General features: G+C 66.2%; 25 protein-coding genes and 1 tRNA gene. 12 read left to right on the forward strand and 14 right to left on the reverse strand.

The annotated features are described in order from the left end of the window. Positions 1-32 precede the first annotated feature (32 nt). Positions 33-527, forward strand: a complete 495-nt coding sequence (locus ACU0DV_RS18000; RefSeq protein ID WP_446240728.1) for an SH3 domain-containing protein — start codon at positions 33-35, stop codon at positions 525-527. A 144-nt stretch (positions 528-671) separates the two neighbouring features. Here the strand turns inward: ACU0DV_RS18000 and ACU0DV_RS18005 are convergent, their stop codons facing one another. From ACU0DV_RS18005 to ACU0DV_RS18020, 4 genes are all read right to left on the reverse strand, one after another. After that, positions 672-1736, reverse strand: a complete 1065-nt coding sequence (locus ACU0DV_RS18005; protein ID WP_446240727.1) for a Hint domain-containing protein — start codon at positions 1734-1736, stop codon at positions 672-674. Positions 1737-1878: 142 nt separating this feature from the next. Beyond that, entirely contained in the window at positions 1879-2880 is a 1002-nt protein-coding gene (locus tag ACU0DV_RS18010; RefSeq protein ID WP_446240726.1) for a lipid A-modifier LpxR family protein, read from the reverse strand. Positions 2881-2990: 110 nt separating this feature from the next. Further along, positions 2991-4310 (reverse strand): UDP-glucose dehydrogenase family protein, encoded by a 1320-nt coding sequence (locus ACU0DV_RS18015; RefSeq protein WP_100928775.1) that lies wholly within the window; start codon positions 4308-4310, stop codon positions 2991-2993. 111 nt (positions 4311-4421) lie between these two features. Then, positions 4422-5813, reverse strand: coding sequence for a phosphomannomutase (locus tag ACU0DV_RS18020; RefSeq protein WP_446240725.1), 1392 nt, complete (start codon positions 5811-5813; stop codon positions 4422-4424). A gap of 290 nt (positions 5814-6103) precedes the next feature. Here ACU0DV_RS18020 and ACU0DV_RS18025 point away from each other — a divergent pair, with 290 nt between their 5' ends. Continuing rightward, a complete protein-coding gene (locus ACU0DV_RS18025) occupies positions 6104-8269 on the forward strand; it encodes a malate synthase G (protein ID WP_446240724.1) in 2166 nt (721 codons plus the stop codon). Positions 8270-8347: 78 nt separating this feature from the next. On the opposite strand, the gene ACU0DV_RS18030 is transcribed toward ACU0DV_RS18025, so the two are convergent. The 4 genes from ACU0DV_RS18030 to ACU0DV_RS18045 form a co-directional block, all read right to left on the reverse strand. Next, positions 8348-8423 (reverse strand) — tRNA-Thr (locus tag ACU0DV_RS18030). A gap of 46 nt (positions 8424-8469) precedes the next feature. After that, entirely contained in the window at positions 8470-10038 is a 1569-nt protein-coding gene (locus ACU0DV_RS18035; RefSeq protein WP_446240723.1) for a heme biosynthesis HemY N-terminal domain-containing protein, read from the reverse strand. Between the two features lie 13 nt (positions 10039-10051). Then, the gene (locus ACU0DV_RS18040; protein ID WP_446240722.1) at positions 10052-11500 is read right to left on the reverse strand and encodes a hypothetical protein; all 1449 of its coding nucleotides are present in this window, start codon (positions 11498-11500) and stop codon (positions 10052-10054) included. Positions 11501-11514: 14 nt separating this feature from the next. Then, the gene (locus ACU0DV_RS18045; protein ID WP_370311598.1) at positions 11515-12261 is read right to left on the reverse strand and encodes a uroporphyrinogen-III synthase; all 747 of its coding nucleotides are present in this window, start codon (positions 12259-12261) and stop codon (positions 11515-11517) included. Positions 12262-12334: 73 nt separating this feature from the next. On the opposite strand from ACU0DV_RS18045, the gene tsaD reads away from it, so the two are divergent. The 4 genes from tsaD to ACU0DV_RS18065 are packed head-to-tail and all read left to right on the forward strand — an operon-like array spanning position 12335 to position 15064. Further along, the gene (gene tsaD / locus ACU0DV_RS18050; RefSeq protein ID WP_446240721.1) at positions 12335-13414 is read left to right on the forward strand and encodes a tRNA (adenosine(37)-N6)-threonylcarbamoyltransferase complex transferase subunit TsaD; all 1080 of its coding nucleotides are present in this window, start codon (positions 12335-12337) and stop codon (positions 13412-13414) included. Then, entirely contained in the window at positions 13411-14373 is a 963-nt protein-coding gene (locus ACU0DV_RS18055) for an NAD(P)H-dependent glycerol-3-phosphate dehydrogenase (RefSeq protein ID WP_446240720.1), read from the forward strand. The genes tsaD and ACU0DV_RS18055 overlap by 4 nt, the downstream gene beginning before the upstream one ends. A gap of 2 nt (positions 14374-14375) precedes the next feature. After that, complete coding sequence (locus ACU0DV_RS18060; protein ID WP_283981756.1) at positions 14376-14648, forward strand: YciI family protein; 273 nt, start codon at positions 14376-14378, stop codon at positions 14646-14648. Continuing rightward, on the forward strand, positions 14645-15064 hold the full coding sequence (locus ACU0DV_RS18065) for an EVE domain-containing protein (RefSeq protein WP_283981755.1): 420 nt from the start codon (positions 14645-14647) through the stop codon (positions 15062-15064). The genes ACU0DV_RS18060 and ACU0DV_RS18065 overlap by 4 nt, the downstream gene beginning before the upstream one ends. Before the next feature lie 15 nt (positions 15065-15079). Here the strand turns inward: ACU0DV_RS18065 and ACU0DV_RS18070 are convergent, their stop codons facing one another. After that, on the reverse strand, positions 15080-15505 hold the full coding sequence (locus ACU0DV_RS18070; RefSeq protein ID WP_283981754.1) for a hypothetical protein: 426 nt from the start codon (positions 15503-15505) through the stop codon (positions 15080-15082). 303 nt (positions 15506-15808) lie between these two features. Between ACU0DV_RS18070 and ACU0DV_RS18075 the strand changes: the two genes are divergently transcribed. Continuing rightward, positions 15809-16207, forward strand: a complete 399-nt coding sequence (locus ACU0DV_RS18075; RefSeq protein WP_100928765.1) for a DUF1761 domain-containing protein — start codon at positions 15809-15811, stop codon at positions 16205-16207. A 255-nt stretch (positions 16208-16462) separates the two neighbouring features. On the opposite strand, the gene ACU0DV_RS18080 is transcribed toward ACU0DV_RS18075, so the two are convergent. Beyond that, positions 16463-16804 (reverse strand): DUF2853 family protein, encoded by a 342-nt coding sequence (locus ACU0DV_RS18080; RefSeq protein ID WP_100928764.1) that lies wholly within the window; start codon positions 16802-16804, stop codon positions 16463-16465. A gap of 239 nt (positions 16805-17043) precedes the next feature. Here ACU0DV_RS18080 and ACU0DV_RS18085 point away from each other — a divergent pair, with 239 nt between their 5' ends. Further along, positions 17044-17616 carry an HD domain-containing protein gene (locus tag ACU0DV_RS18085; protein ID WP_446240788.1) on the forward strand — a complete coding sequence of 191 codons (573 nt, stop codon included), beginning with the start codon at positions 17044-17046 and terminating at the stop codon, positions 17614-17616. Positions 17617-17684: 68 nt separating this feature from the next. Then, a complete protein-coding gene (locus ACU0DV_RS18090) occupies positions 17685-19907 on the forward strand; it encodes a response regulator (RefSeq protein WP_446240719.1) in 2223 nt (740 codons plus the stop codon). Positions 19908-19909: 2 nt separating this feature from the next. On the opposite strand, the gene ACU0DV_RS18095 is transcribed toward ACU0DV_RS18090, so the two are convergent. Then, the gene (locus ACU0DV_RS18095; protein WP_446240718.1) at positions 19910-20884 is read right to left on the reverse strand and encodes a ketopantoate reductase family protein; all 975 of its coding nucleotides are present in this window, start codon (positions 20882-20884) and stop codon (positions 19910-19912) included. Positions 20885-21050: 166 nt separating this feature from the next. After that, entirely contained in the window at positions 21051-22439 is a 1389-nt protein-coding gene (gene ahcY / locus ACU0DV_RS18100; protein ID WP_283981750.1) for an adenosylhomocysteinase, read from the reverse strand. 224 nt (positions 22440-22663) lie between these two features. On the opposite strand from ahcY, the gene ACU0DV_RS18105 reads away from it, so the two are divergent. From ACU0DV_RS18105 to ACU0DV_RS18115, 3 genes are all read left to right on the forward strand, one after another. After that, on the forward strand, positions 22664-23257 hold the full coding sequence (locus ACU0DV_RS18105) for an HD family hydrolase (RefSeq protein ID WP_100928760.1): 594 nt from the start codon (positions 22664-22666) through the stop codon (positions 23255-23257). Continuing rightward, complete coding sequence (locus ACU0DV_RS18110; protein ID WP_157814966.1) at positions 23257-23727, forward strand: GNAT family N-acetyltransferase; 471 nt, start codon at positions 23257-23259, stop codon at positions 23725-23727. The genes ACU0DV_RS18105 and ACU0DV_RS18110 overlap by 1 nt, the downstream gene beginning before the upstream one ends. Before the next feature lie 128 nt (positions 23728-23855). After that, positions 23856-24569 carry a hypothetical protein gene (locus ACU0DV_RS18115; protein WP_100928758.1) on the forward strand — a complete coding sequence of 238 codons (714 nt, stop codon included), beginning with the start codon at positions 23856-23858 and terminating at the stop codon, positions 24567-24569. 43 nt (positions 24570-24612) lie between these two features. Here ACU0DV_RS18115 and ACU0DV_RS18120 read toward each other — a convergent pair whose 3' ends face one another. Next, positions 24613-25167, reverse strand: coding sequence for an ActR/PrrA/RegA family redox response regulator transcription factor (locus tag ACU0DV_RS18120; RefSeq protein WP_005864075.1), 555 nt, complete (start codon positions 25165-25167; stop codon positions 24613-24615). Positions 25168-25248: 81 nt separating this feature from the next. Beyond that, a complete protein-coding gene (locus ACU0DV_RS18125; RefSeq protein WP_100928757.1) occupies positions 25249-25881 on the reverse strand; it encodes an SCO family protein in 633 nt (210 codons plus the stop codon). Positions 25882-25934 lie beyond the last annotated feature (53 nt).

A 25934-nucleotide genomic window follows, 5' to 3' on the forward strand; every position in this document is an offset into this window, starting at 1 on the left:
GAACCCCGCCGCAATAATTCGGGCAGCAACTCATGTTCAGACATATCCTGTCGGCGATCCTGTCGCTGAACGTCCTGGCCTCGGCTTCCTTTGCGGCAGAGCGCGGCCCGGTCACCAACCTGCCGCTTCCCCGCTTCGTCTCGATGAAGGCCGCAGAGGTCAACGTGCGCAGGGGGCCCTCCCTGTCGCACCGGATCGACTGGGTCTACAAGCGCCGCGACATGCCGCTCGAGATCACGGCGGAATACGGACACTGGCGCCGCGTGCGCGACCGCGACGGCGCAGGCGGCTGGGTGCATTACGCGCTCCTGTCGGGCGTGCGGACCGTCATCGTCGACCAGGACCTGCTGGCGCTGCACCAGAGGCCGGAGGCGGACAGCAACGTCACCGCGCGGCTGGAAATGGGCGTCATTGCCCGGCTCGGCGAATGCGGCATCGACTGGTGCGAGCTGAGCGCCGACGGCTACAAGGGCTGGGCGGACAAGTCCGCGCTCTGGGGCGTCGGCCTGCACGAGATCCGGGACTGACCCCAGACCTTCATCTTGGCCGAAATACCTCGGGGGAGTCGCGGCACGCGACGGGGGCAGAGCCCCCTCCCCCGTTCGGCCCGGTGCCGCCCGGAGGGTCACTCACGACGGGCCGCGGCGGACCGCGACCCCGCCGGTCCTGACCTAGGCCGCCTCGTGCAGCAGGATCGCCGCCTCGGAGCTCGACAGATTGCGCCGCGCGTAGGAGCCGTAGGCATGCGGGTTGTCCGCGATCAGCGGCAGATGGCTCAGCAGCCGGGCGCGATCCGCCTCCGAGATTGTCGAGAGCGCGGTATTGGCCGGATGAAAGCTTTCCGTCTCGACGCCGTTGGCGAACAGCACCTCGTGGCGGGACAGCAGGAGGTGGATGTAGGTCACCTCCTTCAGGGTCATGTCCAACCGCACCGTGCTGCCGTTCACGAGGTCACGCGCCGCCACCAGCACCTCGGGCGTGTTGAACAGCGCCCGCGCCACCACACCCTTCACCACCATGCGGTGTTCCGGCGAAACGAGGATCTCGTCGTCCGGCTCGCCGATTCCGAACGCGCCGGGACGGATGCGGATCGGCCTGAGCTTCGGCATCGCAAAGAGCCGCGCCCCCGACATACGCCGCGACCCGATCCACTGGATCTGTTGCGGCCCGGAGTCCTTGGTCTGCACCATGTCGCCTTCGCGCAGCTCCTCGACGTGAAGCGGCCCGTGGGGCGTCAGGATGCGTGTGCCGGGCGTGAAGCAGATCACGCCGCTGGACTGTTCTCCGGCCGCGTGGGTGCCCAGCGGGTCGAGGTTGTGATGCACGATCCACAGATCGCGCCCGGCGGGCGGGATCTCGTCGAGGAACATCAGGAGCGGTCGCGACCCGCGCTCCACCTCGATCAGCGTCACCATGTAGCTGGACGACCCGTCTGTCACGACAAAGCTGGAATCCGTCAGCGGATGCTCCACCTCGACATCGTCGACCCGTATCTTCTGTGTCAGTGCGGCGCCGACAAGTCGCCGCACCATGCGTGCCGCCCGTCTGCGCAAGTCCGCTTCGCCGTCAGCCTGGTCCAATCGCAAGACCGATGACGGGCCGTCGACCCGCACCGGTTCACCCGCCCAGGACCACGCGGCCCCGACGGTCAATGCAGACGTGGGTGCGGCCTTCAGGCCGTCTATTTCCGTCTGCGACCAGGAAATGACGAACGTGCCTCTATAGCCCGTTCCCATACCTGTACTACCTGCCTCAAAGTACTACCATTTTTATATTTATTATTGGAAGGTTAACCGAACAACCTTCACCTGTGAACCCTACCCTATACTTTCGAGCGCAGGCCTACGGCTAAAGCCTTTTAACCGTAGCGGTTATGCATCAGAAACGGAGGTCCAGCCGCACCGATCCCAGCACCTGGCCCTCGGGTTGCGTGTCGAACTCCTTCGACATCCAGGTGAAGCCGTAGAACATGGCGTTGCTCTGCCCCTGCCAATGCAGGCCGGCGCGGGCGCGGGTCCGGGTGTTGCTCAGATCGTAGCCGTGGCCGGACGGCAGGAACACCGAACTGTCCACGTAGGCGATGTCGCCGCCCATGACGAAGCTGAATCCGGGCACTGAATCGGTCACCGCCCGGTATCGCTGGCCGGTCACGGAGTCGCGCACCAGAAGCTCGCCCTGCCCCACGGATCCGATGGTCAGGTCGAACCCCGCACGGACCAGCGTCTCGACCCCGGCGCGCGCCTCGCCGAAGGGCCGCAGCACGGATTGTCCGCCCATCGAGATACTGTTGGCCGCCTCGAGCACCAGCGTCGGATGCACGCCGTTCTCGATCTGGTTCGACAGCACCGATCTGGAGGCGGGCTGTTCGCCGATGGCATCGTGCACGAAGGTCTGGAGGTCGCCGAGGCCGGTCTGCGGGCCGGTCACCACAAGGTCGCCACCCATGCTCATTTCCACCGGGCCGCGCATGAAGTGGGTGTGCAGGCCCAGCGAGAGCGCACCGGCCCAGGGCCGATCGTCCGGGTCGGGCGTGCGCATGTTCTCCGGCGCGATGATCTGACCGGCGAGACGGTACTCGAGGATGTCGAACGGCCGGTCCGGCAGCATGCCCGACCAGTTCCGTCCCACCACGCGGGACGAGGACACCGATCCGGTCTGCCAGCGGTCGTCGAGATCGCCCAGAAGGTCGTTGTTCGTCAGGCGCCCGTGACCCAGCACGATGCGCCCCGACGTGCCGTAGTTCGCGGGCGCGGCATAGACCGGCTCTGCCCCATAGCTGGCGTCCGGGTCATAACCCGCATCGGCGTCATAACTCTGGGAATGCGCTGCGGGGGCAAGCGCAAACGTGGCAGTCAGTGCCACGGCAAACAGACGGATCATCTCTGTCCTCGGTCTTCGTGCCCCCCCGGGCCCGATTGACATAACACGCAGGCCGCCGCTCCGAAAAGGGAGACCGGTCAATTTAGGGGAATGATGTTGCGCGTTTGCCTTTACTCGGAAAATCCAGACCGGCCGATGCTGTCATAAGCGGTAAACCCTGCCTCCCGCGCGGCATCTGCGCTGTAGATGTTGCGCAGATCGGCCATCCGCCGGCCACGCATGCCCTGTGCCATCCTCGGCAGGTCGAGCGCGCGGAACTCGTTCCATTCCGTCAGGAAGACGACGAGGTCGGCCTCGGCCGCCGCAGAATAGGGATCTTCGTACCAGGAAACACCGGGCAGAAGGTGCTCGCCCTCGCGCCGGCCCTGCGGGTCGCAGACACGGACCTCTGCCCCGCCGCCGATCAGCGCGGGAACGATGGTCAGGGACGGCGCATCGCGCATGTCGTCTGTGTTGGGCTTGAAGGTCACGCCCAGCACCGCCACCCGCTTGCCGTTGAACGAGCCGCTGCACAGGTCCATCAGCTTTTCGATCATCCGGCGCTTCACGTCCTCGTTCACCTTGATGACCGTTTCCACAAGGCTGACGGGGCTGGCGTGGTCCTGACCGATGCGCGCCAGCGCCTTGGTGTCCTTCGGGAAGCACGACCCGCCGTAGCCCGGCCCGGCGTGCAGGAACTTGTTGCCGATCCGACCGTCGAGGCCCATCCCCTTCGAGACCTGCTTCACGTCGGCGCCGACCCGTTCGCACAGGGCGGCGATCTCGTTGATGAAGGTGATCTTCGTCGCGAGGAAGGCGTTGGCCGCGTACTTGATCATCTCGGCGGACTGGAGGTCGGTCGTCATGATCGGGAAGTCGCGCAGGTAGAGCGGGCGGTAGATGTCTTCCATGACCTTGGCGGCACGCTCGGTTTCCACGCCGACGACCACGCGGTCGGGCTTCATGAAGTCGTCGATGGCCGCACCTTCGCGCAGGAACTCGGGGTTGGAGGCGACGTCGAAGTCGAGATCCGGGTTGGCCTTCGCCACCACGTCGCGCACCTGCGCGTTGGTGCCCACGGGCACGGTCGACTTCGTAACGACCACGACATAATCCTTCGCCGCCCTGGCGATCTCCTCGGCCGCGGCCATGACGTAGGTCAGGTCGGCATGGCCGTCACCGCGCCGCGTCGGCGTGCCCACGGCGATGAACACCGCGTCGGCGCCGTCGATGGCCTGCTGCAGGTCCAGCGTGAAGCTGAGGCGCCCGGCCTCCACGTTCTTGGCCATCAGCACGTCGAGGCCCGGCTCGTAGATCGGCACCTTGCCCGCCTCGAGCATCTCGATCTTGCGGGGGTCCTTGTCGACGCAGACGACGTCGTGCCCGAAGTCCGAGAAACAGACACCCGACACGAGGCCCACGTAGCCGGTTCCGATCATCGCGATTTTCATGAACGCACTCCTAAACTGCCCGCCGTTCGGTGCAGACCCTTGGGCGGCGCGCAGGTGTTTGTCAACGCACCCGGGGCGCGCAGTCCTTCCTTCGGCGCCCTCGCGCCCGCGTCAGGCCAGCCGGTCGCGCAGCTTTCCGAGCGTTTTGGTGACCAGCTCTTCGGCTTCATCGCGGGTCGCCGCTTCGGCGTAGCAGCGGAATTCCGGGGCATTGCCGGAGGGGCGCAGATGCACCACGCTGCCATCAGTGAAGGTCGTGCGCAGGCCGTCGGTTTCGTCCACCGATGCCTCGGTCCCGTAGCCGTCGAAGAACGCCGCCCGCGCCTCGGCAGAGCCCCTGAGTTCCGCGATGAAGGCCTTAGACACGTCCGTCTCGATCCCCTGTATGCGGTCGGCGGCGGTAAACACCGCCGGAAGCGCGTCCCACAGGGCCGACAGGGTCACGCCCTCTGCCCGCGCGGCGGCCAGCGGCGCCACGATGGGCAGCAGGCAGTCGCGGGTCATCAGTGGCTTCAGCGCACCGGCAGGCGCGTCGGCGGTGAACCCCAGAAGGAAACCGCCGTTCGCCTCGTAGCCTGCGACACGCGCGGCGGGATCACTGGCCAGCGCATCTTCCATCGCGGCGATGACGAAGGGCGAACCGATCTTCGTCCGCTCCACCCGGTCGAAACCGAAACCAGCATCAGAGATCATGGAGTTCGAGGACACCGGCGTGCAGACCACCTTTGCCCCCAACGCCTGCGCCGTCAGCGCGCCCAGCACGTCGCCCGGCACAACCCGCTGCGCGTCATCGACCACCATCGGCCGGTCGGCGTCGCCATCGGTGGAGACGAGGACATCCAGCCCGTGCGCGTCGAACCATCCGGCGAACAGCTCCTTGGTTTCGGGGTCCAGTGCCTCCGTATCGACGGGGATGAATGTGTCGGAGCGGGCGATGGCGACGGTCGTGGCACCCAGCGCCTCGAACACCTCCATCATCAGGTCGCGCGCTACAGAGCTGTGCTGGTAGACGCCCACGGTCAGCCCGTCGAGGCACCGGCCAAAGGCGGACACGTAGCGCGCCCTGTAGGCGTCCTGCGCGTTGGCCACGGCAAGATCGCCCTGCCCGCCGGATGCCCGGGGCTGCCCGAGGGCCGCGTTGATCCGGGTCTCGTCGGCCTTGGAAATCTCGCCCGTTGGCACGTAGAACTTCAGTCCGTTGCGGTCCGCCGGAATATGGGAGCCGGTGACCATGACCGCCGCCGCCCCGGCCTCCAGCGAGGACAGCGCGAGCGCGGGTGTCGGAAGCGCACCGCAATCGACCGCCTCAAGCCCGGCGGCGCGCACCGCGTCGATCACCCAGCCCGCGATCTGAGGAGAGGAGGGGCGCAGGTCCCGGCCCACATGCACCGAGCCGCCATGCGGGCAGGACGCAAGGAACGCCGACACGTAGTCGTGCACCAGGTCTTCGGTCAGCTCCACCACGAGGCCGCGCAGGCCGCTTGTTCCGAACTTTGGCGCCATGTCTTTACTCCGTTCGTGCGTCGGTTGCGTTGTCCCGCAGGGCGTCGGCCATGGCAAGGGAAAGCTGGGGGCCGGGCGTCCGGCCACGTCAGGTCGCGCAGGCGATGGGCGATCGCCCCCTTGGCGCCCGGCTGACAATCTCCCTGCGCCGCGCAACTGCCCGTTTCGGCGCTTTCGACCCGAGGATTTTGCCGCGCGCAGACAGCGACCCATTGGCGACGGCCGAACAATGCACCATTCTGCACACTGTGGCATGCAAAGCCGCTCCACGACCAGAAAGAGGAACATCCGTGCCTGACCAGACCGCCGCGCCCCGTATCGACACCGAAGGCCTGTCCATCGACGCCGGGCTGAAACGCTTTGTCGAGGAGGAGGTCCTGCCCGGCACCGGGATCGACGCCGCAGACCTGTGGTCCGGCCTCTCGGCCCTGGTGCATGACTTCGGCCCGCAGAACCGCGCGCTGCTGGAAAAGCGCGAAACGATCCAGAAACAACTGGATACCTGGCACAAGGAGCGCCGCAGCGCGCCGCACAACCGGGTCGCCTACAAGGGGTTCCTCGAACAGATCGGCTATATCGTGCCCGAGGGCGGCGATTTCACAATCGAGACCGCAAACGTCGACCCGGAGATTGCCACCGTGCCCGGGCCGCAGCTTGTCGTGCCGGTGACAAACGCCCGCTTCGTGCTGAACGCGGCGAACGCGCGCTGGGGCAGCTTCTACGATTGTCTGTACGGCACGGATGCCATGGGTGTCCTGCCGCCGCCGGGCGGATTCGACGACGGGCGCGGCACCCGCGTCGTGGCGCGCGCCGCCGTGTTCCTCGACGAGATATTCCCGCTGACCGCCACCAGCCACGCGAAGGCCACAAGCTACGTTGTGAAGGACGGCGCGCTTGAGGTTGACGGGTCCGCCCTGAAGACGCCGGAGGCCTTTGCCGGCTACAAGGGCGATCCCGACGCACCCACCGCGATCCTCCTGAAGAACAACGGGCTGCACGTGGAACTGGTCTTTGACGCCAGCCACCCCATCGGTAGCCAGACGCCCTCCGGCCTGGCGGACGTGCAGCTCGAATCCGCAATCTCCGCGATCATCGACTGCGAGGATTCGGTGGCCTGTGTCGATGCGGAGGACAAGACGCTTGCCTACCGCAACTGGCTCGGCCTGATGAAGGGCGATCTGGATGACACGTTCGAGAAGGGCGGCAAGCAGATGACCCGCCGCCTGCACGGCGACCGGACCTACACCGCACCGGACGGGTCGGAGATCACCCTGAAGGGGCGCGCGCTGCTCTTGGTGCGCAACGTCGGCCACCTGATGACCAACCCGGCAATCCTCGACCGCGACGGGGGCGAGATCTACGAAGGGCTGATGGACGCGATGTTCACCACGCTCATCGCCATGCACGACCTGAAGAAGACGGCAGGGCCGCGCAACTCCGTCGAAGGGTCGGTCTACGTGGTGAAACCGAAGATGCACGGGCCCGAGGAAGTGGCTTTCACCGACGCGATCTTCACCCATGTCGAGAAGGTCCTGGGCCTGCCGCAGTACACGGTCAAGCTGGGCATCATGGACGAGGAGCGGCGCACCTCGGTCAACCTGAAGGCTTGCATCCGCGCCGCCCGCCACCGCGTCTGCTTCATCAACACCGGCTTCCTCGACCGGACCGGGGACGAGATCCACACCTCGATGGAGGCGGGGCCGTTCTCGCGCAAGGACTTCATCAAGCGCAAGTCGTGGATCACCGCCTACGAGAACCAGAACGTCGACATCGGCCTTGAATGCGGGCTGTCGGGCAAGGCGCAGATCGGCAAGGGCATGTGGGCCGTCCCCGACAAGATGGCCGCGATGCTGGAACAGAAGATCGAGCACCCGCGCGCCGGGGCGACCTGCGCCTGGGTGCCCTCGCCCACGGCCGCGACGCTGCACGCCACGCATTACCACAAGGTCGACGTGATGGCGGTGCAGGCGGAACTGGCCAAGGGCGGACGCCGCGCCTATGTCGACGCCCTGCTGGACATCCCGCTGGCCGCCTACCGCCAGTGGACCCGCAAGCAGATCCGCCGCGAGGTGGAGAACAACGCGCAGGGCATCCTCGGCTACGTTGTGCGCTGGATCGACCAGGGTGTCGGCTGCTCGAAAGTGCCGGACATCAACGACGTGGGCCTGATGGAAGACCGCGCCACCTGCCGGATCTCCGCCCAGCATATCGCGAACTGGCTGCATCACGGGGTGGTCTCGAACGACGAGGTCGAGGAGATCATGAAGCAGATGGCCGAGGTGGTGGACCGCCAGAACGCCGAGGACCCGAACTACGTACCGATGGCGCCGGGCTTCGATGACATCGCGTTCAAGGCGGCCTGCGACCTGGTGTTCGACGGGCGCAAGCAGCCCTCCGGCTACACCGAGCCCGTCCTGCACCGCCGCCGCCTGCAACTGAAGGCGCGCCAGCACTGAGCCAACGCAGCCTCTGAAACGCGAAAAGCCCCCGGATCGGGGGCTTTTTCATGATCCCGGCAAGCTCCGGGAGGGAAGTGGTGCCGGTGAAGGGACTCGAACCCCCGACCCCATCATTACGAATGACGTGCTCTACCAGCTGAGCTACACCGGCATCTGGTGGGCGGCCTATTAGCAGGCCGCCCGACCGAGGGGAAGGCCTATTTTGATCCGGCGGCCGCTTCGGCTCGCGCGGCCTCGTTGGGTTCGCCGAGGATCTCAGCGTCCGCTGGCTCCGTTGCGTCGGGGGCCTTCGGTTTGCGTTCGACCGGGCTGACGTCGATCATGCCGGGGGCGGCTTCGGGCACCACCGCGGTGTCCTCCACGGGGGACTTGTCCTCCAGCGCGCCGATGATGAGCGGCAGCATGTTGGCCTGGGCGGGCAGCACGACCTCGGACTGGGCCGGGGTTGTCCACGACAGCGTGTCGAAAGCCCCGCAGTTTGTGCAGGTCGGGCGCCACTCTCCGTGGATGGTCTTGCAGTTGTCGCAGACCCACTGCGGGCCGCGCGGGGCTGTGACGGCCTTTGCCAGCCAGCCACGCACCACCTGATCGGGCGCGCCTTCGCCCTTCTCGATGGCCGCCATGATCGCCAGGACACGGGCGTCCGGTTCCTTCTCCACCAGATCACCCAGCGAACGGCGCGCTTCGGGGAAGTGTTCCGCCGCGAGGTTCAGTTCCGCCTTCAGAAGCCGCGTCTCTCGGTGATCCGGGTTGATCCGGGTCAGCGGAACGAACCGCTTGATGCGCTCGTCCGGGGTCTCGTTCGGCTCGATTTCCGCGTAGGCCGCGGCGAGGTCCGGGTGCGGATGGCTTTCCCAAGCCTTCTTCAGAACGCGGATCGCGTTGCGCGGACGGCTTTGGGCGATGTAGGCGCGCGCAGCCTTTGCCGCGGCGGGCACGAGGTCGGGAGAATTCCGGTTCGCCTCGATCGCCTTCTCGGCGGCCGCAATGCTTTCGTCCCGGTTCTCGATCTCCGTCGCCTGGCTCAGCGCCAGCACTGCGTCACGCCGTTTGTAGACGTCGCGCGGCAGGGTACCGTGCTTCAGCTTGGCCTGAAGGGTCTTGCGGGCGCCGGACCAATCGGCCTTCTCGGCCTGAAGCTGGAGAAGGGTGTCCTGCACCTCCTCGTGCTTCGGCTTCAGCGCAAAGGCGCGTTCGGCCAGTTGCAGCGCGGTATCGGTGTCGCCCGAGGCCAGCTTCTGCTTCATGATTCCGCGGATGCCGACAAAACGGGTGCCGTCGCGGGTCAGGAGCTTCTTGTAGGTCTCTTCGGCCTTCTTGCGATCGCCCATCATCTCGGCAGCCTGAGCGGTCACGAGGTCTGTCAGTTCCGGCTTGTGCAGGTACTTCTCGGCCTTCTGGGCCTTGGCGATGGCCAGCCGGCCCTCACCCGAGGCCAGTGCCATCATGCCGTCCGCCAGTGCCTCGTAGCCCTTGCGTTCGCGGTTGCGGTGGAAGTGCCGCGACAGGGCGGTTTCATCGCCGTTGATGAACCGCAGCAGGGCGACAAGCAGGCTCGCCAGTTTCAGCAGCAGCCAGACCGCCAGCAGCAGGACAAGCGCGCCGATGAGCATCATCACCGGGGTCAGCGTGTATTCCACGCCGTTCAGCGTGATGCGTGCCTGCGCCAGCCCGGTACCGTCCGCCTCGATGAGATACCCCAGCCCCAGGGTCAGCGCCGCCACGATGACGACGAATACGACGATCTTGATCAGTGACCACAACATGATTTCCGGACCCTTATTGCTGGTTCAGTTCCTGGGCGAGCGAGTCCGCCCCGGCGAGCGCGTCTGCACGCAACTGGGCCAGCGCGATCCAGTCGGACATCGCGGCCTTCGCCTCCTCCGGCAGTGCCTCCAGCTCCACGAGCGCGGTCTGCAGGTCCCCCCCCTTGATGGCCGCTTCCGCGCGCGACAGAATCGCGTCGGCGGAGTTGCCTTCCTTCGGTACGACAGAGCGTGCGCCCATCTGGCTGGTCAGGAAGCTGGCGAACCCGCCGCCGCCCTCCTCGCCGTCCGCGGCCGGAGCCCTGCGGGCCGCGGCCAGCGCATCGCGCGCCGCGTCCGGGAAGCTTTCGGCCAGCGTCGGGATCGAGGGAACCCCGTCGCCTGCCGTCGCCTCCAGCGCGCCGGGGATCGAGACGCCGTTAGTCGTCAGGATGTTGACCGGCTCGGAGAACGGGCGTCCGTCCTGCACGCGCGCCGTCAGATCGGCCAGCGCGGCGCGGTTCTCGGCCAGGCGGGCCTGATCCTCGGCGCTGGTCTCCAGTGCCTGCGCTTCCGACAGGACGCGCTCCATCTCGGCGGTCTGCGCCTCGATCTGCTGGCTCAGGGCGGCCTTCTCGGCCTCCAACGCCTCTTTCTGTGCGGTCACCTCGTCGCGGAGGGCTTCGAGTTCACGCTCATAGGCGGCAATGGCTTCGGGAGAGACGGACTCTTCGATCGGGCGCTTTTCCAAAGCGGTCAGGCGTCCGTCAATGGCCGCCATCTCGTCGCCCATCCCGGTGATCCGGCTGTCGATGTCGTTCAACGCCGACTGCACCGCCGTCAGACCGCCTTCGAGGGCGGACAGGTCGATGCCTTCGACCTGCGCCCGGATGGCATCCAGATCGCTGCGAGAGCTGTCGGCACCGGCAGACAGACGTTCCAGTTCCGCGCCCTGGTCGGACAGGGCGGCACGGGTTTCGGCAAAGAAGGGATCGGGCTCCTCGGGGCCGCCCGCCGTCAGTCCGTAATAGGCGGCGCCGTAGCCGAGGCCGGCGGCGATCACGCCCCCCAGCAGCATCGGAACGAAACCGCCGGACTTCTTCTCCGCCTGCGGGGCCACCGGAACCATCCCGGTCGCGGCCTTGCTGTCGCCGGCAGCGCGCTTGTCGCCCGTGGATGTGGGTTCGTCGGCAACGAAAGCGGGCTGCTCAGATGTAACTTCATCGTCAGGCGTCACACCCTGTTCGGGCGCTGCCGCTTCGTCCACCGTGCCGTCAATCGAGGCCTCGTTCCCGGTTTCGTCTACCGTGCCCTCGGTGCCGGCATCTTCGTCAGGTCTTGCGGCAGCGGTGTCAGAGGACGTCTCGACAGTCTCTTCCGTCTCCTGTGGTGTCAGGTCCGTCTTGCGGCCTTCCTCCGGTCCGGTTTCGGTTGCGGCGTCGGTCTCTTCCTTCGCCGATTTGTCCTCAGTCGTGTCTGCCACGTCCTGTCACCCTTTCAACCTTCGTCCGGAGAGGCCCCGGATCCTTTTATCTGCGCCTGCGCCCTGTCGAGCGTCTCGAGCACCGCAGTCACCATCGCGCCCGAGTCGGGGCGGTCCGCGACCTTCAGAAACACTATATGAAGCGGAGGCAGGGCCAAGGCCACCGCTTCGCTCATTGCCGCGACAAGAAGCGGCGCTTTTGCCCTTTCCTGCGCCAGTAATGAAGCCGTCCGGGGAGAAAACACCGGAGCGACGACCGGAGCGTCCCCGACCAACGCGGCCCGCGCGGTTTCGTTCAATGCCAACTGCGGCTGATCGTAGACGGCAACGGCGCGGGTATAAAGCCCGTCAAAAGTCAGACGCCTGGCGATGTCCCCGCGCGTGTGGGTCCCGTGCAGATGAAGAAGCGGCCCCTCGATCCCCGCCCCCAGCAATTCCTTCACGAGGCTCGCAGCGGTCGGCTGCACAATGGCCGGGCGCAGACCGGCGGCCTGCGCCGCCTGCGCCGTGGCCTGTCCGACGGTGTAACACGGTATCTGCAGCTTCAGCCCGCGCGCCTTCCAAGCCGCCACGCCATGCACCGAACTGAAGATCAGGCCCTTCACGCCATCCAGCGGCAGCGCGGTCTCCGTCTGCACGATCTCGAACAGGGGCGACACGACCGGCCTGAAGCGCCCACCCGCCCGGTCCAGTTCTGCCACGAATCGTTCGGAGGCGGCGCGGGGCCGTGTCATCAGCAGAACGGGAAGCGTTTCATGCATGTGGCCTCTGGCGTTGTCGGGCGCGTTCTCCGGTGGTACTCGCTGTGCTCACGCATGTCCACGGGAGCGCCGGATGAACGACCCCCTGATCCTCGGGCTGGAAAGCAGTTGCGACGACACCGCCGCAGCTCTGCTGCGCGGCCGGGAGATCCTCGCCTCCGTGGTGGAGGGCCAGAGCGCGCTGCATGCGGACTTCGGCGGGGTGGTCCCGGAAATCGCGGCGCGCGCCCATGCCGAAAGGCTCGACCTCTGCGTCGAACGGGCGCTGGAGCAGGCAGGTGTCCCCCTGTCGGAGGTCGACGCGATTGCGGTCACCGCCGGGCCGGGGCTGATCGGCGGCGTGCTGTCCGGTGTGATGCTGGCCAAGGGGCTGGCGACCGGGCTGGGCAAACCCATGATCGGCGTGAATCACCTTGCCGGGCACGCGCTGACGCCACGGCTGACGGACGGGCTGCGCTATCCCTATCTAATGCTGCTGGTCTCGGGCGGTCACTGCCAGTTCCTCATCGTGCGCGACGCGCAGGATTTCACCCGTCTGGGCGGCACCATCGACGATGCCCCCGGCGAGGCCTTCGACAAGACCGCGCGCCTTCTGGGCCTGCCTCAACCCGGCGGGCCGTCGGTGGAGGCAGAGGCCCGGCTGGGGGACGAGCGCCGCTATCGCTTCCCGCGCCCGCTTCTGGACCGTCCGGGCTGCGACCTGTCGTTCTCCGGCCTGAAGACCGCGCTGATGCGTCAGCGTGACAAGATCGTGGCCGAGAAGAACGGCCTGACACGGCAGGACCGGGCCGACCTCTGCGCCGGGTTCCAGGCGGCGGTGCGTGACACGCTGGCCGAGAAGACCCGCCGCGCCGTCGCCATGTACCTCGACGAACAGCCCGGCGCTCCGGCCCTTGCCGTTGCGGGCGGCGTCGCAGCCAACATGGCGATCCGCGGTGCGATGGAGACCGTCTGCACCGAGACCGGCCTGAGGTTCACTGCACCGCCGTTGGCACTTTGTACGGACAACGCGGCGATGATCGCCTATGCCGGTTCCGAACTTCTGGCCGCGGGCGCCGAGGACGACATGACCCTCGCCGCACGTCCGCGCTGGCCGCTGGACACGCAGGCGGCACCACTCATCGGCCACGGCCGGAAAGGAGCCAAGGCATGAGCATCTCCATCCTGGGCGCCGGAGCCTTCGGCACGGCACTGGCCACCACGCTTGCCCGGGAGGGCCGACCCGTCACGCTCTGGGCCCGCGATCCCTATGCCGTGTCGCGCATCCGCGACCACCGGGAGAGCCCGCGCCTGCCGGGTGTGCAGCTTCCCGAGATCGTCAGCGCGACCACCGACCTCAACGCCGCGGCAAGCGCGGAAACCGTCCTGGTGAGCGTGCCGACGCAGACCCTGCGCAGCGTCCTGGAGCGCATCGACAGCCCACTTGACGACCGCGCCCTTGTGCTGTGCTGCAAGGGCATCGACCTCGAAACCGGGCTGGGTGTATCGGATGCCGCGCGGAAGGTGAAACCCGGCCTGGTCCCTGCGGTCCTCACCGGCCCGAGCTTTGCCGCCGACATCGCCAAGGGGCTGCCGACCGCCCTGACACTGGCCTGTGCCGACGAAAACATCGGTCAAACGCTCCAGCACCAGCTCTCTACCTCGTCCCTGCGACTGTACCGCACCACCGACGTGACCGGGGCGGAACTGGGCGGGGCGCTGAAGAACGTGATTGCCATTGCCTGCGGCGCCTGCATCGGTGCGGGGCTGGGCGACAGCGCCCGTGCCGCGCTGATGACACGGGGCTTCGCCGAGATGATGCGCCTTGCCGAACAGCTCGGCGCCAGGCCCGAGACGCTGTCCGGGCTCTCCGGTCTTGGCGACCTGACGCTGACCTGCACGTCCGACCTGTCGCGGAACTACCGCTACGGCATTTCGCTTGGCCGGGGCGAGGCCTTCGATCCCGAGATCACGGTCGAAGGGGCCGCCACCGCCCGGGCCGCCGCGCGGCTGGCCGACGACAAGGGTCTTTCTGCCCCCATCGCCACCGTGACCTCGCGCCTGACCACCGGTGCCCTGACGGTGCGCGAGGCGATGGACGACCTGCTTTCACGACCACTCAAGGAAGAATGACGATGCTCATTGCACTCATGGCCCGGGACAAGCCCGGCCACCTCCAGACCCGCAAGGACAACCGTGATGCCCACCTCGCCTATATCGAGGCGACGGGTGTTGTGACGCAGGCCGGTCCCCTGCTGGACGAAGCCGGCGAAATGGCCGGTTCGCTGGTGATCCTCGACGTCGAGGACATGGCCAGCGCCCGCGCCTGGGCCGACTCCGATCCCTACGCCAAGGCCGGACTGTTCGAGAACGTCACCCTGACCGCCTGGAAAAAGGTGATCGGATGAAGTTCTGGCTGTTCAAGTCAGAGCCCTCCACCTGGTCGTGGGACGACCAGGTGGCCAAGGGCGACGCGGGCGAGGAATGGGACGGCGTGCGCAACTACCAGGCCCGCAACTTCATGCGGGAGATGACGCCGGGCGATCTCGGGTTCTTCTACCACTCCCAGAAAGACCGGGAGATCGTCGGCATCGTCGAGGTCAGCGCGCCCGCACATCCCGACAGCACCACCGATGACGACCGATGGGAGTGCGTGGACATCAAGGCGGTGGAGCCCCTGCCGAGGCCGGTCACGCTCGACGAGATCAAGGCGGAGCCGCGGCTGGCAGACATGGTTCTGGTCCGGAACTCGCGGCTGTCCGTGCAGCCGGTGACCGCCGCGGAGTGGGACGTGATCTGCGCCATGGGCGGCAAGACCGGCTGACAGCTGCGGCCCGTTTCAGACGGTGTCGGGTTTGGAGGCGCCCCCGCCCTGGGCAAGAGCGGCCCGCCATCCCGGGCTCAGCCGCCGGAGCATCGCGTTCAGCCCGGTTTCCGGCTCCGGCGCTGCGGGCAGTTCACTCAGGTCGAGAAAGGCAAGCGCCACCGACCTGACCCGCGTGACGCAGAATTCGTACGGCGCACAGAGCTCGACCAGCTGCTGGCACATCCGCCCGACGCCGAAGGCCAGCGCGCCCGGCGCAAAGACCGCGACCCTGACGGGCGCCCGGCGCACCCCTTCGTTGATGTCCTGAAGGCGCTGCGACACCTCCAGCCAGTCGACGAAGGTGATATCGGCGCGCGTCATGCCGGAGAGATCGAAGAACACGGCGTTGCGTCGAAGATCCTGCTGGCCAAGGAACGCCGCTTCGATGCAATCGAACACATCGGCTCGGGTCAGCGCCCCTTCGCACCGGATGACCGCCAACCCCTGAATTGGGAATTTTTCCAATGAAAGCATACCAACCTCACTTTCAACCGGGCCCCAGCAAGAGCTGACGCCAACAAGATACACACACCGATCCGCCCACTATCTATCTCTGGTTGCAGTAGTAAAGACTTCTTTGCGTTGGAAGGCGTGACCGACTGTCCGGAAGCGCGCGCAGATCGGCGTTGACAGCGCCTGGCAGGTTGCAATTCTGGATGTGGCCAAAACGGTTCTGCACACTACCGGAGGGAATGATCGTTGATGGACCTTGTCAGCGTCATCTGTGCCACGCTCGCCGCGTTCATCGCCGGGGCGGTCTGGTACAACGTCATGTCGAAGCCGTGGCTCAGGGCCACCGGCATCCCGACGGATGAGAACGGCAGACCAAAGGGCGGCGGATCGCCCGCGGTCATTTACGGGCTGGGGTTCGTGATGCAGCTGATCGTGGCGGGCATGATGCGCCACGTCTTCGTGCTGAGCGGGATCGAGACGCTCGGCGCCGGTCTTGTCGGCGGACTGGGGATCGGCCTGTTCTTCATCACGCCATGGATCGCGCTGAACAACATGTACGCGATGCGGGACCGGAAACTGACCCTGATCGACGGCGGCTACGCGACGCTGGCCTGTACGATCATGGGGATCGTGCTGAGCCTTTTCTGAACGGCAAAGCCTAGTTGAAAAGAAACGGGGGGCCGGACGAACCGGACCCCCCTCTCACCCACGTGCTCCCTACGCACCACACGTGAAACCGGATTGGGGTCCAGCCATTCTGGCCAGATGTCACGGAAACCCTAGCGTCGGGTGACCGCTGCCGCAATCGAGATGTCCCGGCAATTTTTGGCAAACCCAAGCCGATCGGACATGACGGACGCCGCCGGTTTCACGCGGCGGCGTCAGAGGCAAAGGCGTCCCGGCTCAGCCGTAGACGGCTTCCTTGCCGAAATGCTTGGTGAGCATGTAATAGACCACGGCCCGGTACTTGTTGCGCTCGGACTTGCCGTAGGTCTCGATCACCTGGTTGATGGCTTCCATCAGGTCGGGGCTGTCTTTCAGGCCAAGCTTCTTGACGAGGAAGTTGTCCTTCACCGTCTCGAGCTCGCCCGGCTGGCTGGAGGCCACGGTGGAGGAATCGGCGTTGTAGATCGACGGCCCGCAACCGATGGTCACCTTGGTCAGGAGGTCCATGTCCGGCTCCATCCCGCATTTGGTGCGCAGATCCTCGGCGTATTTCTGAATCAGTTCGTCACGTTTTCCCATGACAGCAGGCTCCCTCGTTCCCGGCGCATTGTGCGCACTTTGCTTGAATTCTCGGCCCTCGCGACCGTGTCGGGCATGGTTAACCGTTCCGGTCGGGCAGGCAAGGAAAATGACCCGAGGAGGATCCGAGTGCCTTGGCCCAAAATCCGCTGGCCCGCCGCCCGAAACGCTGCCAGCATCGGCCCTGTCACAGAAGGAAGCCGCAGATGACCGATACCCGTACCGTCACCTTCACGCAGATGAAGGACGGAACGCGCGAGGACTATCTCTTGCTTGAGGAAAAGGAGAAGCCGTTCCTCGCGCTGACCGCCGACCGCGTGCTCGGAGAGCTGCGCCGCGCCGGCGAGGTCACGCTGGAGGGCTACCGGATCACACGTCTGGAACACGGCCTGCAATCCGCGACGCGGGCGGAACGGGACGGCGCCGACCTCGACTGGATCGTGGGCGCCCTGCTGCACGACATCGGCGACGGCCTTGCCCCGCAGAACCACGACCGCATGTCAGCCGAGGTCATCCGGCCCTTCGTGCGCTGGGACGTGGCCTGGGTGGTGGAGCATCACGGCATCTTCCAGATGCTGTACTACGCGCACCACTACGGCTGGGACCGCAATGCGCGCGACCGGTTCCGGGATCATCCCTGTTTCGACAATTGCGCCGAGTTCTGCGAGCGCTGGGACCAATCGTCCTTCGACCCGGACTACGACACGCTGCCGCTGGACCACTTCGAGCCCATGGTCGAGGACGTCTTTTCGCGGAAAGCCTACGACCCGGCCGTGCTGCGCGAGGGGTTCGTCTCCCGGCTGGTGGGCTGAAGCGGTTCAGCAGGTCTTAATCGGCCTGCGGTATCGAGGGCGCAACCGCCCACGGCCCGCAGGACCGCATGCACCGCATCGTCTACATCGTTTCTGCCTGTGTCTTCGCGCTGGCGATCAGCCTCTGGCTGGGCAACCGGCTGGCGCTTGACGCCGCCCGGCAGGACCTCGTCTCACGCGCGGAGGAACGGGCCTCCATCTGGTTGCATCATGCAGAGGGAGAGTACACGGGCCTGCGTGCCCTGCTGGACGGGAGTCCGCCCGCCCCCATGGCCCGCGACCGCCTCTGGCAGATGGCCCGCGACGAAGGGGTGCTGGAGTTCCGGATTTTCGACAGCCGGGGACAGCCGGTGTTTTCCCTGAACGGACCCACCCGCCTGCCCCACAAGTCCGATGCAGGGTCAAATGCCGGGAAGGTGCTGCGGACCGGAAAGGCCGTGACGGAAATCGTCGCCTCCGACAGCGCCGCCAGACGCTACGCGGAGATCTACAGCCCGGTCCGCTTCAATGGCGAAATCCGCGGCGTCTACGAGGTCTACATCGACATCACGCGCGCGTCCGACGCCATCGCGAAACTCTACAGCCACCTCGTGCTGAGCGTCGCGCTTCTGATCTCGACCACCATGCTGATCCCGGTCGCCACCGGGCTTTTTTACTGGGTGCAGCTGAAGAAGACAGCTGCCGGTCTCGACCACGCCCGCAAGCGCGCGGAGGAGGCGGAGCGCATCAAGTCCGCCTTCCTTGCAAACATGAGCCACGAGATACGGACCCCGATGAACGGCATCATCGCCATGTCCGAACTGCTGGAACAGGGCACGCTGAACCCCGAGCAGCGCTCCATGACTTCGACTATCTCCTCGTCTGCCGTGGCGCTTCTGGCGATCATCAACGACATCCTCGACTTCTCGAAGATCGAGGCCGGCAAGATGCTGGTGCATTCCGAACCCTTCGACCCGATCAAGCTGGTGGAGGAGGTGGCCACGCTGTTCTCTCCGGCTGCGGCGGCCAAGGGGGTCGAGATCTGCGTGGAGTCGGTTCTGGAAATGCCGCTGATGGTCATGGGCGACAGCACACGCCTGCGGCAATGCCTCCTGAACGTCATCGGCAACGCGGTCAAGTTCACCGCCATGGGCCACGTGCACATCTGGCTGAACAGGTCGGAGGACGGCCAGATCGTCGTGAAGGTGACGGACACCGGTGTCGGCATCGCCGAGGACAAGCTGGACCACATCTTCGAGGAGTTCTCGCAGATCGACAGCACCCACACGCGCCGGTACGACGGGACCGGCCTTGGGCTGGCGATCTCGCTCCGGCTGGTCCGGCTGATGGGGGGAAGCCTGTCGGCCCGGTCGCGCCCCGCTGTGGGCTCCGTCTTCGAACTGCGCCTGCCGCTTCCCGAGACCGACGCCCCGCCGGGCAAGGTTGCGTTCTGGCGGATGGCCCGGCGCGACCTGTCGGGCAAACGCATCCTCCTGACCGATGCATCGGCAGTCACATGTGCGGCCCTTCGCACGGTTCTGGGCGGCATGGGCCTGCGCCCGGTGGTGGCCCGCAACGGGGAAGAGGCCCTTTCGCTCGCCCGGACCTACGCGCAACAGGGCACGATCTTCCAGCTTGCGATCCTGTCCGACGAACTGCCCGACATGACGGCCACGGCGCTGGCAGACGCGCTGCGCCGGTCGCTCGGACCGGAAAGCCCGGGCAGCCTGCTGATGCTTCGCGCAGACCGGGATGTGCCGATGGAAACGCTGGAGGAGCAGGGGTTCGTCGGCGCCCTGCGCAAACCGCTCTTGCAGGAGACGTTGGCCAGCGAACTTTGCCGCACCCAAAGCCCGCTCCAGATCGGCAAGTCACCCGTCCCGCCACGAGCCACCGCCCGCGTCCCGGACTTTTCCGCGCGCCGCATTCTCCTGGCGGAGGACAACGCCACCAACCAGCTCGTGATCCGCAAGCTGCTGGCCGGAACCGGCGTGACGCTCCAGATCGCCGCCAATGGGGCAGAGGCCGTGACCAGCTACATCAACGACCCGCCGGACATCGTCCTGATGGACGTCTCCATGCCGGTGATGAACGGCTACGAGGCCACCCGCCGCATGCGCGAACTTGAGGAAGCCTCGGGCGTGTCCGGCGTACCGATCATCGCACTGACCGCCAATGCCATGGCAGAGGATCGGGCCGCCTGCCTCGAGGCGGGCATGTCCGATTTCCTGGCTAAGCCCGTCCGCAGGATCGAACTGCTGGAAATGATCGCCCGCTGGCTGGACGCGGTGCCGCAGGAGCGCCGCGCCTGACCTCAGACCGTGTTGCCGACCTCGGCCATCAGATCGGCCAGGGTCAGGTCCCCGGGCCGCAGCCCGTCGCGCACCATCCGCGCGCCCACCCGCTGCATCGCGGCGTTGGCGGGCGTCGGCACGCCATGTAGCCGGCCAAGGCGGGTGATCTCGCCGTTGAGGTAATCTGTCTCGATCGACCCGGCGCCGCGCAGCAGGCTCTGCGCCGAGGAGCTGCCGGACCGCGCCTCGCCCGGAAGGTCGGAAATCTGCGCCAGCCCCCGCCGTTCCGGCACAAGTTGGGCGCGGTCCTCCCACGCGATCCCGGCAGCGTCGAGGACGGCCAGCGCCTCCTTCCGCATCAGATCGGGAAGCGGGCCCTTTTCCGCCTCCGGCCCCATCGCCGCGTTCAGGATGTTTTCGAGGTTCATCAGCAGCTTGCCGTACTTCGATGCCATCACCTTCGGATGCGTGAACCCGGCCATGCCCGCCGCGTCGAAGGCGTCCACGAACCGCTCGTCATCCGCATCCAGCCCGCCGGGGAAAAGCCCGGTCTCGAACACTCCGAACTTCGGAGCGGCAAAGCAGAGCACGCGCCCGGGATCGATGTAGGTCGCGGGCATCCAGACCATGACGCCATGGACCTTGGGGAAAAGCCGCAGCGCCATGTCCTCGTTGACGACACCGTTCTGCAGGCAGAACAGCGGCTGATCGGCGGCACCCGCTGCGCGCAGATCCTCCAGCGCGCCCGCCATGTGCTGCGCCTTCATGCACATCAGGATCATGTCGCCATTGCGGAAGACGATCTCGGTCGGATGGCCGACCACGGTCAGGGGCACGGCTTCGTCCAGGTCATGCCCCTTCAGCCAGAGGCCGTCCGCCCGGACCGCGTCGAGCATGGCGCCGCGCGCGATGCCGATGACCTCTGTCCCCGACCGCGCCAGCAGCCCGGCGACGCATCCGCCTATGGCGCCCAATCCGTAAACGATGATCCGCATGTGCCGCCCCCTGTCCCGTTCCGCGGCTTCACCCTAAACGCGGTCATGCACCGTTGGAAACCGCTCCCGATCCGCCACGGAACACAAAGGCTGGGCGCGTCGCGACGCGGCCTCCAAATGGTGCAACAGGATGTAGGGCGGAGATTCTCCGCCCCGCTGCCCGCCGTCAGTAGCGGTAGTGTTCCGGCTTGAACGGGCCTTCCGGTTTCACACCGATGTAGGCCGCCTGTTCCGCCGAAAGCTGGGTCAGCTTGACGCCGATCCGGCCGAGGTGCAGGCGCGCCACCTTCTCGTCGAGGTGCTTGGGCAGGATGTAGACGCCCGGCTTGTAGCTGTCGCCGTTCTTCCACAGCTCGATCTGCGCCAGCACCTGGTTGGTGAAGGAGGCCGACATCACGAAGGACGGGTGCCCGGTGGCGTTGCCGAGGTTCAGCAGGCGTCCCTCGGACAGCAGGATCAGACGATTGCCCGAGGGCATCTCGATCATGTCCACCTGTTCCTTGATGTTGGTCCACTTGTGGTTCTTCAGCGCGGCGACCTGGATCTCGTTGTCGAAGTGGCCGATGTTGCCGACGATGGCCATGTCCTTCATCTCGCGCATGTGCTCGATGCGGATCACGTCCTTGTTGCCGGTCGTGGTGATGAAGATGTCGGCGCTGTCGACGACGTCTTCAAGCAGCACGACCTCGAACCCGTCCATGGCAGCCTGAAGCGCGCAGATCGGATCGGCCTCTGTCACTTTCACGCGCGCGCCCGCACCGCGCAGCGAGGCGGCAGAGCCCTTGCCCACGTCGCCGTAGCCGCAGACAACTGCCACCTTGCCGGCCATCATCGTGTCGGTGGCGCGGCGGATGCCGTCGACCAGCGATTCCTTGCACCCGTACTTGTTGTCGAACTTCGACTTGGTGACGGAGTCGTTCACGTTGATCGCCGGGAACGGCAGACGCCCTTCCTTCTGCAGCTCGTACAGGCGGTGGACGCCGGTGGTGGTTTCCTCCGACACGCCCTGGATCGCGTCGCGTACCTTGGTGAACCAGCCCGGGGACGCTTCCATCCGCTTCTTGATCTGCGCCTTGATGACGGCCTCTTCCTCGGACTGCGGGACGGGGATGATGTCCTCACCGGCCTCGGCACGGGCGCCGAGCAGGACGTAGAGCGTCGCGTCGCCGCCGTCGTCGAGGATCATGTTCGCGCCTTCCGGGAACAGGAAGGACTTGTCGAGGTAGTCCCAGTGTTCTTCCAGCGACTGGCCCTTGATGGCGAAGACGGGGATACCCGCCTCCGCGATCGCGGCCGCGGCGTGGTCCTGGGTCGAAAAGATGTTGCAGGATGCCCAGCGGACGTCGGCGCCAAGCGCCACGAGCGTTTCTATCAGGACGGCAGTCTGGATGGTCATGTGCAGCGAACCGACGATGCGCGCACCCGCAAGCGGCTTCGCCTCGCCGTATTCCTCGCGAAGGGCCATCAGGCCCGGCATCTCGGTTTCGGCGATATCCAGTTCCTTGCGACCGAAGGCGGCCAGCGAAATGTCCTTGACGATATAATCTTGCGACATTGCAGTTCCTCTGCATCCTGTGAGCGACCCGGAACCGGGCCAAATTCCTCCCGGCGCAGGTAACATCCTGACGGATGCCACACAATGCGCTTGTACCGCGCATAGGCTGAACGCGGTTAAGAAGTCCTTTCATCAGGCGCGGTTGCCCGCGAAGTACCCCCGATTTACACCGCCGCCGCGAAACCTTAACCAAAGGGCGCACAGGACAGGACACCGGAGACGTCATGGCCAAACCCCCTCGCGCGTGGCAACGGATGTTGTCCGGACGCAGGCTCGACCTGCTGGACCCGACCCCCATGGACATCGAGGTCGAAGATATCGCCCACGGGCTGGCCTTCGTGGCCCGCTGGAACGGCCAGACCCATGGCGACTACGCCTATTCCGTGGCCGAACATTCGCTGCTGGTGGAGGAACTCTTTGGCCGCCTGTGCCCGAAGGCCAGCGCGACCGAACGGCTGACGGCACTGTTGCACGACGCGCCGGAGTACGTGATCGGCGACATGATCAGCCCGGTGAAGGCGGCGGTCGGTCCCGGCTACGAGGAACTGGACAAGCGGTTGTCGGCAGCGATCCACATCCGGTTCGGCCTGCCCGCCGTCACGCCCGCGCGACTGAAGAAGCAGATCAAGAAGGCCGACCGGATCTCGGCCTGGATGGAGGCGACGCAGATCGCCGGTTTCACCCGCGCTGAGGCCGACCGTTTCTTCGGCGCGCCCGATCTTGACATGATCGCCGACCTGTCGATCCGCCTGCGCCCGCCCGTCGATGCGCGGCACGATTTCACTGCGCGCCACGCCAGCCTGATGGACATGCTCTGATGCTGAAGACCCGACCGATGACCGCCGACGACATGCCCGCCTGCATGGAGATCGTGAACTTCACCATCGCGCAGGGGGGCACGACCGCCTACGAGGAACCGTTCACCGAACAGAGCTTTACCGAGGAATTCATCGACGGCCCCGCCATCAGCACCGTGGTGGAGACCTCCGACCGCATCGTCGGTTTCCAGAACGTGTTCGACATTGGCGACGGGCTCTATTCCATCGGCAGTTTCACCGACCGTCGCGATCCGGTCAAAGGCGCGGGCCGGGCGTTGTTCAATGCCACACTGGCCGCCTGCCGGGCGCGGGGCGGGGTGGCGATCCTTGCGCGGATCACCTCAGACAACGACTCCGGCCTCGGGTATTACGGCCACATGGGGTTTGCGGACGACCATGTGATCCCCGGGGACGTGACCCGGAAGGACGGCAGGGTGGTCGACCGGATCGTGAAGCGATACCCGCTCTGATTGCCGCGCATTCCTAGAACGCCGTTCAATTGGGATCACTTTGTCAAAATCTGGCCCCATTTCCCTGAAATAGCGAACAAAGCGCGGCCCAGGCCCCGCATTGTTTCGATACCTCAAGGAGTGAACCCGTGTTGCCTGCCAAGATCCTCGTCCTGTCCGTCATCGTCATGAGTGTAGCCGCATGCGGTCAGATGCCGTCGGTCAGCCGCAACGCATCGGCGCTCTCCTTCACGGCGACGCAGGACGGGGCGGACGACGCGATGGTCGAACAGGCGCGGGCGCTGGACCAGATGACCAAGGACATCCTGCGCCGCACGACGATGCAGGGCGCGGCCATCGGCGCAGCCGCCGGCTGCGGCCTGGCCGTGGTGTCGGCGTCGGAAGGCGGCAAGTGCCTGGTGGGCGCGCTGGCCGGCGGTGCCGCGGGGGCCGTGGTGGGCAATGCCGTCGGGCAGAGGAAGGTGAGGGAACGGGTCGAGCTCGTGTCCCTGTCCCGCGTGACCCCGGCGATTTCCGGGGCGCAGAAGCAGATGGCCACGCTGACAGAGACGATGCCGGGCCTGCTGGAGTCGCAAGACCAGGAAATCGCCGACCTGAAGGCGGCGCACGCGGCGGGAGAGATTTCGGGCAAGGCCTACGCCGGGCGACTGGACGAGATCCGGGCAGCCCGTGCAGAGGTTGCCCAGGCGCTGTCGATGTCGGCGGAACAGGCGCGCGCGGCGAAACTGGCGCTGAAGGATGCCGGTGCCAAGGGACAGACCGGGCTCGACTGGCACATCATGTCGATCGAAACGCTGGAGGACGAGGCGGTCTCCGCCCGGTCCCGCATCAGCCTGCTGTGACCTCGGGAAGGGCGGCGCACAGCCCCGCCCTACGATCTGTCGCTCAGCGCGGCGACCGTTTCGCGAGGATCCGCTGCAGGGTGCGCCTGTGCATGTTCAACCTCCGGGCGGTCTCGGACACGTTTCGGTCGCACAGCTCGTAAACCCGCTGGATGTGCTCCCACCGCACGCGGTCGGCGCTCATCGGGTTCTCCGGCGGAGGCGGAAGTTCGTCGCCCTTCGACAGAAGCGCATTGGTGATGTCGGTCGCATCCGCCGGTTTCGACAGGTAATCCGTGGCACCGATCTTGACCGCGGCGACTGCCGTCGCAATGGCGCCATAGCCCGTCAGGACAACGATCCGCGAATCGGGCCGCTTCTCGCGCAGCACCTCCACCACGTCCAGTCCGTTGCCGTCCTCAAGCCGCAGGTCGACGACCGCGTAGGCCGGGGGCCGCGCCGTGGCGATGGCCGATCCCGCCGCGACAGAGCCTGCCATCTCGACCTCGAAACCACGTTTTTCCATGGCCTTGGCCAGGCGCCTCAGGAACGGTTCGTCGTCGTCAACGAGCAGCAGGGACTTGTCGTCGCCCAGGTCGTCTATGTCGCGTTCTGCCAAGGCCTGTCTCCCGCTGCGCTGCCGTGGGGATCACTATTAACCACGCCTACTGGTGGGGTCAAACGCTACCACTTGCCGCTGTCAAGTGGCTTCTATGAAGCAGGCGACACGGTCTGCCATCTGTTCCGGCGTGACCTCGCGGCGGAAGTAGTCGACGAACCCTGCCCCCGGCAGGACGAGGTACGTGAAGGTGGAGTGGTCCACGAGGTAGTAGTCCGGATCGCCGTCCTGCTTCTTGTAGTAAGTGCGATAGGCCTGGCTGGCGGCCTTGATCTGCTCGGCAGAGCCCGTCAGCCCGACCATCTTTGGATGCAGGTTGGAGGCGAACTCGCCGACCGCTTCGGGCGTGTCCCGCTCAGGGTCGATGGTGATGAAGACCGGCGTGACGCTCATCCCGCGGTCCGCCAGCAGGTCGACCGCATCCGCGTTGCGCGCCGTGTCGAAGGGGCAGACGTCCGGGCAGAAGGTGTAGCCGAAATAGACCAGCGCCGGCTCGGTGATGACGTCCGCGTCGGTCACCGTGTTGCCGTCCTTGTCCACCAGTTCGAAAGGCCCGCCGATGTCGCCCGCAACAACCCCCTCGCGGCAGTTGGCGTACACGTCGTCCGAACTGCCGCCGAACAAGCCGTCAAGCCAGCCGGCGGAGGCCGCGAAGGTGCCACCCAGCAAAACGACGACCGCGCCGATCGCGGCATAGGACAAGGTTCGGGTCATGGGCACTCTCCTCGGCGGAACACATATTGTTTGCGGAATGTCATCCAACACTT

The organism is Sagittula sp. (genome assembly GCF_052825245.1).